The organism is Paramuribaculum intestinale, from assembly GCF_003024925.1.
Taxonomy (GTDB): domain Bacteria; phylum Bacteroidota; class Bacteroidia; order Bacteroidales; family Muribaculaceae; genus Paramuribaculum; species Paramuribaculum intestinale.
The window spans coordinates 1-14,293 of the sequence record NZ_PUED01000055.1 but is presented as its reverse complement, the minus strand read 5'-3'; the positions used below and the strand labels follow the sequence as shown (position 1 = coordinate 14,293).

General features: G+C 53.7%; 13 protein-coding genes and 1 pseudogene. 6 read left to right on the top strand and 8 right to left on the bottom strand.

The genetic code is table 11. The annotated features are described in order from the left end of the window. Nucleotides 1–308: 308 nt before the first annotated feature. Together C5O24_RS05775 and C5O24_RS05770 are read left to right on the top strand one after the other, a co-directional pair. Nucleotides 309–875 carry a GNAT family N-acetyltransferase gene (locus C5O24_RS05775; protein WP_107036877.1) on the top strand — a complete coding sequence of 189 codons (567 nt, stop codon included), beginning with the start codon at nt 309–311 and terminating at the stop codon, nt 873–875. Nucleotides 876–908: 33 nt separating this feature from the next. Next, nucleotides 909–1,313, top strand: coding sequence for a GNAT family N-acetyltransferase (locus tag C5O24_RS05770; RefSeq protein WP_107036888.1), 405 nt, complete (start codon nt 909–911; stop codon nt 1,311–1,313). A 54-nt stretch (nt 1,314–1,367) separates the two neighbouring features. Here the strand turns inward: C5O24_RS05770 and C5O24_RS05765 are convergent, their stop codons facing one another. Next, nucleotides 1,368–3,755: a transglycosylase domain-containing protein gene (locus C5O24_RS05765; protein ID WP_107036878.1), complete on the bottom strand. Its 2,388-nt coding sequence runs from the start codon at nt 3,753–3,755 to the stop codon at nt 1,368–1,370. 509 nt (nt 3,756–4,264) lie between these two features. On the opposite strand from C5O24_RS05765, the gene C5O24_RS05760 reads away from it, so the two are divergent. The 4 genes from C5O24_RS05760 to fucO all read left to right on the top strand — a co-directional run bounded on the left by C5O24_RS05760 (nt 4,265) and on the right by fucO (nt 7,815). Beyond that, on the top strand, nt 4,265–5,215 hold the full coding sequence (locus tag C5O24_RS05760) for a DNA-methyltransferase (protein ID WP_202613095.1): 951 nt from the start codon (nt 4,265–4,267) through the stop codon (nt 5,213–5,215). 146 nt (nt 5,216–5,361) lie between these two features. Then, the gene (locus tag C5O24_RS05755; protein WP_107036880.1) at nt 5,362–5,931 is read left to right on the top strand and encodes a hypothetical protein; all 570 of its coding nucleotides are present in this window, start codon (nt 5,362–5,364) and stop codon (nt 5,929–5,931) included. Between the two features lie 24 nt (nt 5,932–5,955). Beyond that, entirely contained in the window at nt 5,956–6,534 is a 579-nt protein-coding gene (locus C5O24_RS05750) for a hypothetical protein (protein ID WP_133165474.1), read from the top strand. Between the two features lie 126 nt (nt 6,535–6,660). Beyond that, nucleotides 6,661–7,815, top strand: coding sequence for a lactaldehyde reductase (gene fucO, locus C5O24_RS05745; RefSeq protein ID WP_107036882.1), 1,155 nt, complete (start codon nt 6,661–6,663; stop codon nt 7,813–7,815). A gap of 118 nt (nt 7,816–7,933) precedes the next feature. Here fucO and C5O24_RS05740 read toward each other — a convergent pair whose 3' ends face one another. From C5O24_RS05740 to C5O24_RS14635, 7 genes and pseudogenes are all read right to left on the bottom strand, one after another. After that, nucleotides 7,934–8,182, bottom strand: a complete 249-nt coding sequence (locus C5O24_RS05740) for a TIGR03905 family TSCPD domain-containing protein (RefSeq protein ID WP_107036883.1) — start codon at nt 8,180–8,182, stop codon at nt 7,934–7,936. Continuing rightward, nucleotides 8,182–10,551, bottom strand: a complete 2,370-nt coding sequence (locus C5O24_RS05735; RefSeq protein ID WP_107036884.1) for a glycoside hydrolase family 3 N-terminal domain-containing protein — start codon at nt 10,549–10,551, stop codon at nt 8,182–8,184. Before C5O24_RS05735 ends, C5O24_RS05740 begins: the two co-directional genes overlap by 1 nt. Then, entirely contained in the window at nt 10,548–11,945 is a 1,398-nt protein-coding gene (locus C5O24_RS05730) for an alpha-L-fucosidase (RefSeq protein WP_370279286.1), read from the bottom strand. Before C5O24_RS05730 ends, C5O24_RS05735 begins: the two co-directional genes overlap by 4 nt. Nucleotides 11,946–12,022: 77 nt before the next feature. After that, on the bottom strand, nt 12,023–12,745 hold the full coding sequence (locus C5O24_RS05725; protein ID WP_107681571.1) for a YjjG family noncanonical pyrimidine nucleotidase: 723 nt from the start codon (nt 12,743–12,745) through the stop codon (nt 12,023–12,025). Then, complete coding sequence (locus C5O24_RS05720; protein WP_107681570.1) at nt 12,742–13,404, bottom strand: queuosine precursor transporter; 663 nt, start codon at nt 13,402–13,404, stop codon at nt 12,742–12,744. Before C5O24_RS05720 ends, C5O24_RS05725 begins: the two co-directional genes overlap by 4 nt. Nucleotides 13,405–13,490: 86 nt before the next feature. Further along, a complete protein-coding gene (udk, locus tag C5O24_RS05715; protein ID WP_107681569.1) occupies nt 13,491–14,096 on the bottom strand; it encodes a uridine kinase in 606 nt (201 codons plus the stop codon). A gap of 77 nt (nt 14,097–14,173) precedes the next feature. After that, a pseudogene (locus C5O24_RS14635) lies at nt 14,174–14,293 on the bottom strand (IS30 family transposase); the annotation flags it as partial.

Here is a 14,293-nt window from a genome sequence, read left to right as displayed (position 1 = left end):
GTTTATGACCCAGACTTTAATCTTTTGGTACACATTAAGAATACATTCGAGGAATTGTCCGAATTAATTGAGGTGAACCGAATAAATATCTTCCCAATGGATGTAATACACGATTAGGCACGATTAGCCCATTTATGAGTGTGGAGAAAAAGCGTTGTCGGCTCGATGAAATATCATGTAGAGTTATTAAATTTGTGAATCTGTAAAAGCACAACGATATTCGCCTGTTATCCCCCCCCGGAGCGCATGGAGATGTTCTGTAAGTTCAACAAGCATGGGTCCTGTCCATCGTTTTCAGGTTGAGTTATATGTTTGACGTGCTCCACACTTCGCAGCCTTTTGATGCATCCGATGTTGTCATCGATACCGGACGCCTGATGCTACGACGATGGCGCGAAAGTGATGCCGAGGCGCTCTACAGCTATGCGTCCGACGGGCGTGTGAGCGAAATGGCTATGTGGCCCCGTCACACCTCAGTGGAAATGAGCCGTCGGGTCATCACAGAGTACTTCATTCCAAATTCCTTCAATTTCGCGATGGTGCTGAAAGCCACCGGTGAGCCTATAGGATACATTGGTCTTGTGCCGGAAGGCGATGAGAATTGTCCCGCTTCGGCCGGCGAGCGCGAGGTGGGCTATTGGATCGGTTGGCCGTATTGGGGCAGGGGACTGACCACAGAGGCTCTTCGGGCATTGATCGACTGGTGTGGGCGTGTTCCGGAGGTCGATACGCTGCTGCTCACCGCCGATCTCCGCAATGTCGCCTCGCAGTGTGTGGCTCAGAAGTGTGGATTCATCCATCTGGACGATATTTACCGCGACGGCGGCACCCCGATCCGGCTTTTCCGACTCGGCATTGTAGCCTCGCGGTTGTAGATCCGTCGTGCGGTGGCGGAGAGAAACCGCTATATGGATCTGTTGCTGATGGGCGACGAGTCCAAAGAGATGATCATGAAATATCTCTGCCTGGGCCGCCTCTTTGTGGGTTCGGTCGATGGATGTGATGTCGCCGTGGTGGTCGTGACCGAACGGTCCGACGGTTCGGTCGAGGTCAACAATCTTGCGGTGGCGCCCGGATATCGCCGAAAAGGTATCGGGCGGATGATGCTAAGCCATGTAGAATCTATCTGTCAACACCGTGCTATATATATCGGCACAGGCGAAACGCCCTCCACGTTGCGGTTCTATGAGTCGTGTGGCTACCGTTACTCCCATCGTGTGGCGGATTTCTTTACCGACAACTATCCCTCGCCGATTGTCGAGGAGGGAGTCACGCTGACCGACATGGTGTATCTGTGCAAACCGCCGGTGTAGGATGGCCGATGATGAGCGTTGCCCTCCGTGAATGTTTGTCGGGATGCTTGGCTGTCAGTCAAAGACCCCTTCAAACGAAGCCTCTTCGGCGTCGTTGTCGGCATCTACATAGTCGCCGTAATAGTCCTTCTCGCAGAAATTTATTCCCGACGGGAATTCAAAGCGCATGTCCTGGCTGTAGGGGAGTGCCGGATCGGCATACACTTTTTTCATGAACAGGCCGTAGATCGGCAGGGCCATCGATGCTCCCTGGCCTTGTGCCATAGAATTGAAATGTATGTAGCGCTCTTCGCCTCCTACCCATGTGCCGGCCACCAGGCCGGGAGTGAATGCCATGAACCAGCCGTCGGAGTTGGAGTTGGTCGTGCCGGTCTTGCCGCCGGTCTGTGCGGTGATGTTGTAGGGCGGACGGCGTATGCGGTTGCCTGTTCCGGAGTCCACCACATTGAGCAGCATCGAGAGTATTCGCCAGTAGGCTTCTTCCGAAATCACTTCAGTGTGGCGTGGCGAGAATTCGGCCAGCACATTGCCGTTGGCGTCGGTGATGGCGGTCACAAACATCGGGTCCACTCTCATTCCGCGATTGGCAAAAGCCGAGTAGGCGGTGACCATCTCCTTGACCGATACGTCGGCCGGACCCAGACACAGCGACATCACCGGATCAAGATGGGCCGTGATACCGAAGTTGTGCATCGTGCGCACGAGCGATGCCGGCGAAAGCTGGCTGATCAGACGGGCTGAAATCCAGTTGTTGGAGTTGGTGAGAGCCCACCGCAGGTCTACCATCTCTCCTATGCGCGATTTGCCTGAATTGCGCGGAGCCCACGGACGTCCGTTCTCGTCATAGAGCACAGGTTGCTCATTGAGAAACTCGTCGCAGGGCGTGAAGCCCTCCTCCATGGCATAGGTGTAGAGAAACGGCTTGACGGTCGAACCGATCTGGCGTCGTCCGGTAGCCACCATGTCGTATTGGAAATGTTCGAAGTCCGGCCCGCCGACGTACGCCTTCACATGCCCGTTTTTAGGCTCCATGGCCATGAAGCCTGTCCGCAGGAAGTGCTTGTTGTACATCAGCGAATCCAGAGGAGTCATGATCGTATCGATGTTGCCCTGATATGAGAACACCTTCATTTCGTGAGGCGTGCGGAATGATTTTTCTATCTCCGCTTTGCTTGCGCCGTTTTTCTGCATCACACGGTAGCGGTCGGTCTGCTGCATGGCATGTTCAATAAGCCTGTCGATCTGCTGCTGGCTGACTTCGGTGCGGTTGGTCGTGTATGGCGCCGACTTCGAACCGCGTTTCTCCTTGAAGAACGCCGGCTGCAGTGTCTTGCTCAGATGTTCTTCCACGGCGTCTTCGGCATACTTTTGCATCCGCGAGTCGATGGTGGTGTATATCTTGAGGCCATCGGTGTAGATGTCATATTTAGAGCCGTCGGGTTTCGGATTCTTGTCGATCCATCCGTAGAGAGGATCGTTCTCCCATGCGAGAGAGTCGTCATAGAAGCGTTGACGGTCCCACTTCGGATAGTCGCTCGCCACGGGTCGGTGAGCCTTGAGCATACGGCGCAGCTCCTCGCGGAAGTATGGTGCCAGACCGTTCTTGTGATCCACGCGGTGGAAGTCGAGCTTCAGCGGCAGGGCTTTTAGCGAATCGGCCTGCTGGGCGGTCAGTTTGCCGTTGCGCATCATCTGGTCGAGCACCACATTGCGGCGCTGCATCGTCCGCTCCGGCCGTCTGACCGGATTGTAATATGCCGGATTCTTCACCATCCCTACGAGGGTGGCTGCCTCCTCCACCGTCAGCTCCTCGGGAGTCTTGCCGAAATATACATGCGCTGCCGACTTGATGCCTACGGCGTTGTACAGAAAGTCAAACTGGTTGAGATACATTTTGATGATCTCTTCTTTCGAATAAAACCGCTCGAGCTTTATTGCTATCATCCATTCGATAGGTTTCTGCATCACACGGCTCATCAGACCGTGCGACTCCGGCGAATACAGCTGCTTTGCAAGCTGCTGTGTGATGGTGGAGCCTCCGCCGGCGTTGCGCTGTCCGAGTAGCAGGGTCTTTACGCCCACTCGGGCCAAAGCCCTGACGTCTATGCCCGAATGATCCTCGAAACGTGAATCCTCGGTTGAAATAAGTGCGTCGATCACATTCTGAGAGATCTCGTCGAAGTCGGCATACACTCGGTTGCCGGTGTTGCGGAAGTAGCGTCCCAGCTCTTCGCCGTCGGCCGAATAGATCACTGAAGCGAAGCGGTCGTGCGGATTCTTGAGCTCCTCCACCGGAGGCATATAGCCGACCATACCGTTGTAGGCCATATAGAAAAACACCATCATGCCTGCCGCCATTACGCCGAAGGCTATCCATAGCCCTGCGATGAGTTTGCGCTGCCAGGGTTTGATCGGTGACTTGAGTCTGTCTATGAGTTTCATCTGTCGATGTCAGGTGGTTAGTGAAGTGTATGGCTCGGTTTTCCATTGCCTGTGTGAGACTGACCTTGCCTTATAGCCGCAAAATTACGAATTTTTCCTCTTTTATGTCAATCATCCATGTAAAATGCCTGCTGAAAAAAACTGAGAGATTGTCTAAATTTATGTAATACGGATTTTTGAGAAGGATTGTCAGATGGATTTTTGTTTGTGATGAGGGAGTGTAGCCTTAGCTACATGACCGGGAAGCAAACAAAAAGACGCTGGAAAGACTCTCAAAAGCAAAGTGATATGAATTTTAGACAGTCTCTTAATCCACGGCCTCCGCCCGATCCCCTCCGGTATTACCTATAGTGCCATCACGCTATAATCGACAGCGGCTGTTGTAAAGTCGCATGGATTTGACTAATTTTGTCGGTAGCTTCATAGTGATTGTATTCCTGAAACCGACGCGAATGTGGTGTCGTGTGTCAGGCCTTTCGTTTTCATGATTTTATAGATTTAAGACCCTGATGGCAGAAACAAAAAATAGAGCCGCAAGAAACCGCACTGTTACTGTGTCGGACTCGGAAATTCCTGTGCTTGAACAGCAAATAAGCGGTGTGGAGACTATAAGAGCGGGGTTTCACGACGATATGATTGTCAACGCAGATCTGTTCGACTGCCTTGACTTTATCCCTGATGGATACTTCGATCTGATAATCATAGATCCGCCATATAATCTCGATAAGGATTTTCATGGACGCAAATTCGCAGTCATGAAGACTGATGCATATGAGGAATTCCTGAGAAGTTGGTTTTACAGAGTGTGTGATAAGTTGAAGCCCGACGGTTCGCTTTATATGTGTGGCGACTGGAAATGCACCTCATCCATGCAGCGTGTCATAGAGGAACGTCTGATCGTTGTCAATCGTATATCCTGGCAGAGAGAAAAGGGCAGGGGAGCAAAGGCCAACTGGAAGAACAGTATGGAGGATATCTGGTTTGCAGTTAAAAATCCACGAGATTACTATTTTGATGTCGATTCGGTGAAGATGAAAAGAAAAGTCATCGCACCATATCGGGAAGATGGCCGTCCGAAGGATTGGGAGGAAACGGAGAACGGAAATTTCAGGATCACCTGTCCGTCGAATTTCTGGGACGATATCAGTGTGCCGTTCTGGTCAATGCCTGAAAACACTGATCATCCTACACAAAAGCCTGAAAAACTGTATGCCAAACTGGTGCTTGCCTCATCACGTCCCGGCGACAGAATATTTGACCCTTTTTTGGGCAGCGGCACATCGGCCGTCGTCGCACGAAAACTTGGCCGAAGATTTTTTGGAGTGGAAGTGAATCGTGAATATTGTCGGTGGGCGGTGAAGCGGTTGATGGCTGCGGCAGTCGATGTGTCGATTCAAGGATATTCCGACGGAGTTTTCTGGGAAAGGAACTCGTTGGCCGATCAAAAAAAAATGCAATGACGGCATACGCCGAAAAAATATTGATACACAGCCAACATTATTTAGAGTAAATAACTCGCAAAAATCAGCTGCGAGTGATTTTTGAGATTTGCCACGGGGGGGTACTGATGAGTTTAATAATGTAAACGGATTTTCAAGAGTCGCTTATGAACAGTAGCGTAAATGATTTTGTGTCGTTGGTGGTCAATAATCACGCAATCGACACGAAGGATGAGATGATAGCTGCGGTATGCCGTAATTTTCCTATGGTGAAGGATGGTCGTGCGCTGTATCACACCGATTATTTTGCTGTTGTGTTTTGCTATACAAAAAACGCATCCTTCAGCAATGTGGTGATATCATTGTCCAAACTTGAAAAGTATGATGGTATTCCATGTTTTGTCGTCGTTGTCAGAAGAGGCTTGGACAATCTGGTTTATATGATAAACACTACTTTTATTGATAAGGTTAGCCATAGCTCGCAAAGTTTGAGAATCGACAATATAAGAGGCAGTGTTCTTGGCAGTAATATACGCAAGCAATTGCCCGAAATTGATAGAGTCAATTCTCCGGAGTTTTTTGACGAATTATTTTCGTATCATCAGGGATTCACATGGATTGAGAACCTTGAGAGGATCGTGGAAAGAACCAATAATATACGTCCGGTAAAGGTTAAGACGGAGTTGAATCACTCTGAATATTTGAATCTGCTCGATGCTCCGCGGCGAGCGTCATAGTTTGTCGGATCGGATGATTATGCGGTGCTTCTTGATGATTTGCGCAGAAGATGTGAGGATGTCAAGGACGCCATGCTGGTGGCTTCTCGTGTCGATAATGTGAACGTTAGGGGACGGTTGATTGAGGCTCTGATCACATCGGATCCCGAGGAACGCACCGGCTTGCTTAAAGATCTGTCGGATGTAGAGCGTATGCTGCCGGTTTATGATACTGAAAACGGGCTGGGCGATTATGTCAGGCGTTTTGAAAGTGCCGACACCTATACCGATATAAAGACAAAGATACTATATCTTGATTCCAATCCGAAAGCTTATAATGTCGATAAATTTCTGAAATGTATGGGTGAGGAGCGTTCGGTGTTTATGTTCTTTTTTGTCGGCATTGACGACAGTGGGATAATGAATACAGTCCTGTGCTCGGTATTCCATGATCAGTTGATGAAAACCACTATATTGCAGCATCATTGGGCCGGAAGAGGTACAAGGGGCGTCGCTCAATTCAATGGAAAGGTCATAAACGGGATATTGTTTGAACATGACTTTAGGAATAATATTGATGAAGATAGTTCGAGATCATATCTTGAAAACCTGTTAAAAAGATGATCCGGTGGTGAGGAGAAATAAAAAGTTGGAGGGGAGCTGAAAAAAGTGTACCTTTGAGGAGTGCCAATGATATTATATGCAATGGCCGGCTCGTAATAAATCCTTAAATTAAATATCTCATATATTATGGTTCAGAGATTTATATTGAACGAAACGTCCTATTTCGGACCCGGAGCGCGCAAGGTGCTCCCCGAAGTGATACAGCGCCTCGGCAAGAAAAAGGCATTGGTTGTGACTGACAAAGGCCTCATTCAGTTTGGGGTGGCCAAGATGGTGACCGATGTCCTCGACGAGGCGGCAGTCGCCTACGATGTGTTCAGCGAGGTGAAGCCCAATCCTACTGTGAAGAACGTGCAGGACGGTGTGGCTGCTTTCAAGGCTTCTGGAGCCGATCTGCTGGTTGCTATCGGTGGCGGATCGGCCATGGATACCGCCAAAGGTATCGGTATTGTAGTGGCCAATCCGGAGTTTGCCGACGTGGTGTCGCTCGAAGGATGTGCGCCGACGAAGAACAAGAGCGTGCCTATGGTGGCGCTCCCCACCACGGCCGGTACGGCTGCCGAAACCACTATCAACTACGTCATAATCGACGAGGAAAAGAAAAAGAAGATGGTGTGTGTCGACCCCAATGATATCCCTGCCGTAGCCATGATCGATGCTGAACTGATGTATTCGTTGCCCAGAGGCCTCACCGCTGCCACAGGTATGGATGCGCTCACTCATGCCATAGAGGGTTACATCACAAAGGGCGCATGGGAGATGAGCGATATGTTTGAGATCGAGGCCATCCGTATGATCAGCCGCTATCTTCCCGTGGCAGTCGACGAGCCGCAGAACCCGGAGGGACGCAACGGCATGGCGGTGGCGCAGTATATCGCCGGAATGGCATTCTCCAACGTAGGCCTCGGACTGGTTCATGGCATGGCCCATCCCATGGGTTCACTTTTTGATGTGCCTCATGGTGTGGCCAATGCTCTCCTGCTCCCGACAGTCATGGAGTACAATATGCCGGAGTGTATCGACAAGTACCCCCGTATAGCCGAGGCTATGGGCGTGGATATAAAGGGTTTGACTCCGCAGGAGGCTTCGCAGGCCGCTGTCGATGCGGTCAGAGCGCTTGCTATTCGTGTCGGCATCCCGCAGCATCTGTCGGATCTCGGCATCAAGGAGTCCGACATACCGGCTCTCGCCGAGCAGGCTATTGCCGATGTGTGCACGCCGGGCAATCCGCGCGACTGCAGTCTTGAGGATATCAAGGCGCTTTACCGTCAGGTACTCTGACTTTGGTCGTGTAAAAATCAACGGCTCTGTGTCAACCGATTCGGTCTTTGACACAGAGCCGTTTTTCTATTCTTGTCAGGCTGTTTTCAGATAAATGCCTGCAATATTTCGGCACGTGCTATTCGGCTGAGAGGGCGCAGGCGAGCTGATCGGGACACGATGTGGATTTCGCACCGCACTTTATCCCTTTGAGCCGTCCGATTACCTCCTCGGGTGTCATTCCGCGCACGAGCGATCCGATGCCTTGCAGATTGCCGTGACATCCGCCGGTGAATGTGACGTTTTCCACGCGTCCGTCGTCGCCGATGGTTATCTCTATGTCGCGTGAACAGGTGCCTTGAGGCGTGTAGTGATAATGCTTTGCCATTATAAGTCGTATTGTTGGGTTACTGTAAACTCTCCTTTGAGCCTGATATCGTTGCTCGATGATCCGATCATCAATCGGAACAGACCCGGTTCGACCACGCGCCGGAGCGCGGGATTGTAGATCGACAGTTCGTCGGGTCCAAGGCTGAAATGCACTTCCCGGCTCTCTCCCGGATTGAGTTCTATACGCTTGAATCTTTTGAGCAGCATCGGAGGCTGGCTGGTTGAGGCCACTGCGTCGCGCAGATATAGCTGTGCCACCTCAGCTCCTTGGCGTCGGCCTGTGTTTGTCAGCCGGAAGCTGACATCCCAGCGGTCGCCGTTGTCGGTCGGAATTATCGTGAGATCGGAGTAGTCAAATGTCGTATAGCTTAGTCCGTGGCCGAAGCTGTAGAGCGGTGACCCGCTGCCATCCATATAATCGCGTCCGGTGCTCATGCGTGAGTAGTGGACCGGCAGCTGGCCTTCGGAGCGTGGGATGCTGACCGGCAGACGTCCCGACGGATTCACGTCGCCGAAAATTATGTCGGCAATGGCACTCCCGCCTTCCTGACCGGGATACCATGCCGTCAGAAGCGCGTCGGAGTGGCGGGCAGCAAGATTCATGTCGAGAGTACGGCCCTGGATGTAGACGGTCACGACCGGTTTGCCGGTGTCATAGATGGCCTGCATGAGCCGTAGCTGATCGCCGAGCGGTGTCAGTGTCGCCCGGTCAAATCCCTCTCCGCAGTCCATGTCGCTTACGTGTGAGGCGTCGGTCTGTGCGGCGCCGGTGGCTGCATATGATGTCTTGAAGTCGCGTGCGCTCGATCCGCCGACTGCGAGTACGGTCACATCGGCCGCGAGAGCTGCCTCCACGGCCGCCGCGATGTCGGTCTGCGCGGTGTCGCGTATGGCGCAGCCTTTCACGTAGACGATCTCCACATCGGGTGCGGCCTGGCGCAATCCTTCAAGTATAGTGGTGATGTTGTCGTCGGGCTGCGGGGCGGTGTAGTCGCCGAGCTGATTGTATTGTTCGTCGGCATTCGGGCCTATTACGGCTATGCGGCGCAGCCTTTTGCGGTCAAGCGGCAGCAGTGATCCCTCGTTTTTAAGCAGCGCTGTGCCCTGACGCGCTATCTCGCGCGCGGTGGCGCGGTGGCTGTCGGCGCCTACGCGCCGCGTGGCTTCCTGTGGATCAGTAAATGGGCGCTCGAAGAGTCCGAGGTCGAATTTCAGCCTCAGTATGCGCGCCACGGCGGTGTCGATGTCGGCTTCGGTGATTAGTCCCCGCTGAAGGGCTTCTATGGCACGCTTGCCGTAGCATGCGGCGCCGAGGTCTATGTCGACTCCGGCTTTAAGCGCCTGCGCGCCCGCTTCGGTGCGGTCCGAGGCCGTGTGTCCTGCAAGAACGTCAATGCTGTAGAGGTCGGAGTAGACTGCTCCGGTGAAGCCCCATTCGTCGCGCAGCAGGCCGGTGAGAAGTTCACGGTTGGCGGTGCAGGGTATCCCGTCCACACTGTTGTAGGAACTCATCACTGTGGCCGCACCGGCCGCAATGGCGTGGCGGAACGGTTCGAGAAGTTCGCTGCGAAGCCTTACCGGCCCCACGCTCGCCTCCGCACCGTTGTGTCCTCCTTCGGGGACGCCGTAGGCTGCAAAATGCTTAAGCGTGGAGTAGAGATGGCGTCCGTCGTTGACCGACGATCCGCGTCGGCCCTGCATACCATCCACCATGGCTGCACCCATGACTCCGCTGAGCCACGGGTCTTCGCCGAAAGTCTCCTCCATGCGGCTCCAGCGTGGCTCGCGTGCTATGTCAAGAACAGGACCGTAGCCTACGCCTGCCCCAGTCGACCTGGCCTCAAGAGCTATCTCCTCGCCGGCGCGGCGTATCAGCTCCGGATGCCATGTGCCGGCCATGGACAGGCCGGTCGGATATACGGTAGCACCGATAGCCATGTGTCCGTGGGGACACTCTTCGGCAAATAGTATTGGTATGCCGAGCCGCGTGCTGTCAATCGCAAATGCCTGAAGGGCATTGAGAGCGGCGGCACCTTCGGCCGGCGACAGTCCGTTCTCGAGCGTCTTCTGTGTCCAGGGGTCGGCCCGGAGTGTGGCCCAGTAGCCGCCAACGGGCATCTTGCCGCGGTTCTGCTCTCTGAATTTCTCGGAGGGAGCGATGCTTCCGTCGGGTCGGCGCTCATACATTTCCCATCCCATGGGGCAGAGCAACTGCCCGGCTTTCTCCTCAAGTGTCATGCGGCTCAGCAGATCTGCCACTCGCTCCTCTGTCGGTTTCGAGGCCTGAAGGTAGACGGGCGTCGTGGCCGTCGTGGACAATGCCGTGGCGATTATGGCCGAAGCTGCAATAATGTGCGTTGCTCTCATCTCTTTCTGAATTTTATTGCAAGCGGTCCGGCTTTTACTCCCTTCGGCAGATTCACGCGCGTCACGCCGTTGCGGTCGGTGCTATAGCTGAGCTTGCGTCGGCCGTCGAGCAGCGTCATGCGCCCCTTTGGCTCGTTGCCGTTCCATGTGATCTGCCGTGGCATGGCTTCTCCTTCGGCCGGAGTGACTATGGCATAGAGTGTTGATCCGTCCTTCGATGCGGTGAACCATACATTGCCGTCATTGTATATCGGTGTGGTGACTGTCGAATATATCGCTTCGCCGTTGCGACGCAGCCATTCGCCGACAGCCCTCAGACGCCATTCGGCTTCCGGCTCTATAAGTCCTTCGGCCGTGGGGCCGACTCCGAGAAGCAGACATCCGCCCTTGGCCGTGGTCTCAGCCAGCAGGGCTATCACCTTTTCAGGCGATTTGTATGGCGCGTCGGGCACCCATCCCCAGTCGTTGCTCAGCGTTATGCAGCTTTCCCACGGATAGGAGAGTTGCTTTTCGGGGATGCCTCGCTCGGGCGTCTGATAGTTCTCGTTGCGTCCGCGTATGCTGCGGTCCACCGATATGAGTCCGGGATGCCGCCCGGAGCGGGCCTCGAGAAGAATGCTGTCGAGTCCTATGTCATCGCCTTTGATCCATCCGCCGTCGAGCCAGAGTATGTCGAGCCGTCCGTAGCGTCCCGATAGCAGTTCGCCGAGCTGCCCGGCTGTGAAGTCCTGATAGCGTTTCCACCAGTCGGGGTGTCGCTCCTTTTTGTAGTTGATATGGCGGTTGGGAGTGGCAAACTCCGGATTCCAGAACCATTCGGTGTGCCAGTCGGGTTTGGAAAAATATGCTCCGATGCTGAAACCTTTGTCGCGGAATGCGTCGAACACGTGGCGGGTCACGTCGCTCTTCTCGTTTCCTGCAAACGGTCCTTTGGCTATCGAAAAGTCAGTGAGCCGGGAGTCGAACATGCAGAAGCCGTCGTGGTGCTTGGTGGTGAATATCGCATAGCGCATTCCGGCGTCGGCCATGATGTCGGCCCACTGTGCCGGATCAAACTGCGTCGGGTTGAGAGAGTCGGCCAGGCTCCAGTACCATTTCTTATACTCTTCGTAAGGCATATTGCCCTTGCGGCTGATCCAGTCTACATCCTCCGAACATATCGACCATGACTCCACGATGCCCGGCACGGAGTATAATCCCCAGTGGAACAGTACTCCGAATTTCAGGTCGCGCCATTGGTCGAGCTTGTTTATCACGGCTGTGTCTGTAGGCCATTCATAGCCCGAGGCGTCCGATTGCTGGTGGACGAACCCCTGCACCTGTTGTGCCTCTGCTGTCATTGCGGCTGTTGCCATGATCGCACCGGCGGCAGCCATTCTGAAATATCTGTTCATGAAGTTATAGGTGTTTAAGGTGTGATCAGACATTGTGCAAAATTACTGAATTTTCTGCGACATATAGTGCGGATTTGTCAGAGAACTATGTCGTCAAGTCGTTCTACGGTGTGTGCCGGCGAGGGTGCATGGAGCAGCCCGGTGGGATTGAAGAGAATCGCCTGCCATCCGGCGGCGAGCGCGCCCTCTATGTCGGTCGCGGGGTTGTCGCCGATCATCAGATGAGCCGACGGATCGCTGATGCCGCTGCGCTTCATCGCATGGCTGAAAATCCGCGTGTCGGGTTTGTTGATGCCGATGTCGTCCGACAGCACGGTGATGTCGATCAGATGCGCTATTCCGGCCGAGGCGATTTTACGGTGCTGCACATCGGCGAAGCCGTTGGAAAGCACTCCGACATTCAGTCGGAATTTGCGAAGCCGTTCAAGCAGTGCGAGCGCGCCGTCTACCAGTGTGCTCTCCTCAGCCAGCCGGTCGAGATATATCCTGTCAAGATCATGAGTGAGAGCTGACGCCTCGCGCCGGGTCATTCCCGCCTCGGCGAGTGGTCTGATGAAGCGTTCCTCCCGAAGGTATGTGCAGCTTATCTCGGCTCGGTTGTAGAGCGTCCATAGGCGGTGGTTGTGGCGCTCGTAGGCTGATATCCAGGCCTCGGAGTCGTCAAAAAGTCTGCCGATAGCGTGATAGTCATGATACACGCGGCTCAACGCACGGCGCGAGTTGCCGCGGAAGTCTATGATGGTGTCGTCGAGATCCACCCACACCATCCGGATCTTGTCGGTGTCGATTATGGCTTTCATGCTTCTTCGGTATGAAGATGGCGCTCCTCGATGCGTCGGAGCAGACGCACCACCTGGATCGTCACCGGCAGGATTATTATCTCATATAGTGTCTTGAGCAGCGCCTGAGTGACGATAAGCGATATTATCACTCCGGCGGGAAGCTCTCCGGCAAAGGCTATCGGGAAAAATATCAGCGAGTCGGCGCCCTCTCCGAAAAGGGTTGACACTATGGCGCGCAATGAGAATCTGCTTCCGTCAGGGTGGGCGAGACGCATACGGTGCATGACGTAGGCGTTGACCATCGATCCGGCAAGGAAGGCTATGAAACTTGCCGCGAATATCCGGGGCACGGCTCCGAACATAGTGGCCATTGCTTCCTGACTGTGCCACGAGTCGGTGCCTGGCAGCAGTATGCCTATCTGGAGCATGATCGACACAAACAGGTTGGCAGCGAAACCGAGCCATATCACCTGGCGGGCGCGACGAAGTCCGTAGATTTCCACCACGCAGTCGGCGATGATGTATGACACCGGAAACACCACCACTCCGGCCGTAATGGTGAATGGTCCGAGAGGCACGGTCTTTATTTCCATGAGGTTGGCCGTGATAAGGCACACGCAGAACGTCACTGCAAGCAGCAGAAACGTCATAGAGATCTGTCGGGTAGGTTGATTCATTGTTCTTGTTTTTAACGAGGTAGCAAGCACTCGGAGTTGATTACTGTTTTTAATTCATGGGCAGAAGCCACATAGCTGTGGGTAGGTCACACCTGCGACACGATATAGTCGGTCAATAGTTTTATGGCCACGGTGTTATGGCCGCCCTGCGGCACGATTATGTCGGCGTAGCGTTTCGAAGGTTCGATATACTGCTCGTGCATAGGCTTTAATACAGCTTGATAGCGATCGATCACCATCTGGGGAGTGCGTCCGCGTGAGATACAGTCGCGCGCTATTACGCGTATGAGCCGGTCGTCGGCATCGGCGTCGACAAACACTTTTATGTCGAGCATGTCGCGCAGACGAGGCTGCGACAGCACAAGAATCCCTTCGACGATCACCACGCTGCGCGGTTCCACTCTTACTGTCGCTTCCTGACGCGTGCAGGTCAGGTAACTGTAAGTGGGCATCTCCACCGCACGTCCTTCGCGGAGGCTGTCGAGCTGCTGTTCGAGAAGCGTCCATTCGATCGACTGCGGTTCGTCGAAATTCACTTTGCGTCGGTCCTCTATAGGTAGATGGCTCAAGTCGCGGTAATAGTTGTCCTGCGGCAACAGAGCCACTGCGCCCTCGGGAAGGCTCGCCACAATACGGCTTACGACGGTTGACTTTCCGGAGCCCGTCCCTCCGGCTATGCCGATTACAATCATACTGCAAAGTTAAGCATTTTCGCGCAAATTTTCAGCCACTCTGACGCTAAGAGGATGCTCAATGCCACAACGCAGGTTCAACTGGCAAGTGCAAAATTAGCGATTTGTTTGAAGAACTCGGTTTTCGGGTTTGAAAAACCGAGTTTTTTCCGTGGTCTGAGGTTTAGTTTCTTTGCGACATTCTTGATGTATAGGTC

Excerpts from the sequence above, each read along its gene's own strand:
- C5O24_RS05775 (WP_107036877.1), top strand. The coding sequence starts at position 309 with ATGTTTGACGTGCTCCACACTTCGCAGCCTTTTGATGCATCCGATGTT.
- C5O24_RS05770 (WP_107036888.1), top strand. The coding sequence starts at position 909 with ATGGATCTGTTGCTGATGGGCGACGAGTCCAAAGAGATGATCATGAAA.
- C5O24_RS05765 (WP_107036878.1), bottom strand. The coding sequence starts at position 3,755 with ATGAAACTCATAGACAGACTCAAGTCACCGATCAAACCCTGGCAGCGC.
- C5O24_RS05760 (WP_202613095.1), top strand. The coding sequence starts at position 4,265 with ATGGCAGAAACAAAAAATAGAGCCGCAAGAAACCGCACTGTTACTGTG.
- C5O24_RS05755 (WP_107036880.1), top strand. The coding sequence starts at position 5,362 with ATGAACAGTAGCGTAAATGATTTTGTGTCGTTGGTGGTCAATAATCAC.
- fucO (WP_107036882.1), top strand. The coding sequence starts at position 6,661 with ATGGTTCAGAGATTTATATTGAACGAAACGTCCTATTTCGGACCCGGA.
- C5O24_RS05740 (WP_107036883.1), bottom strand. The coding sequence starts at position 8,182 with ATGGCAAAGCATTATCACTACACGCCTCAAGGCACCTGTTCACGCGAC.
- C5O24_RS05735 (WP_107036884.1), bottom strand. The coding sequence starts at position 10,551 with ATGAGAGCAACGCACATTATTGCAGCTTCGGCCATAATCGCCACGGCA.
- C5O24_RS05730 (WP_370279286.1), bottom strand. The coding sequence starts at position 11,945 with ATGAACAGATATTTCAGAATGGCTGCCGCCGGTGCGATCATGGCAACA.
- C5O24_RS05725 (WP_107681571.1), bottom strand. The coding sequence starts at position 12,745 with ATGAAAGCCATAATCGACACCGACAAGATCCGGATGGTGTGGGTGGAT.
- C5O24_RS05720 (WP_107681570.1), bottom strand. The coding sequence starts at position 13,404 with ATGAATCAACCTACCCGACAGATCTCTATGACGTTTCTGCTGCTTGCA.
- udk (WP_107681569.1), bottom strand. The coding sequence starts at position 14,096 with ATGATTGTAATCGGCATAGCCGGAGGGACGGGCTCCGGAAAGTCAACC.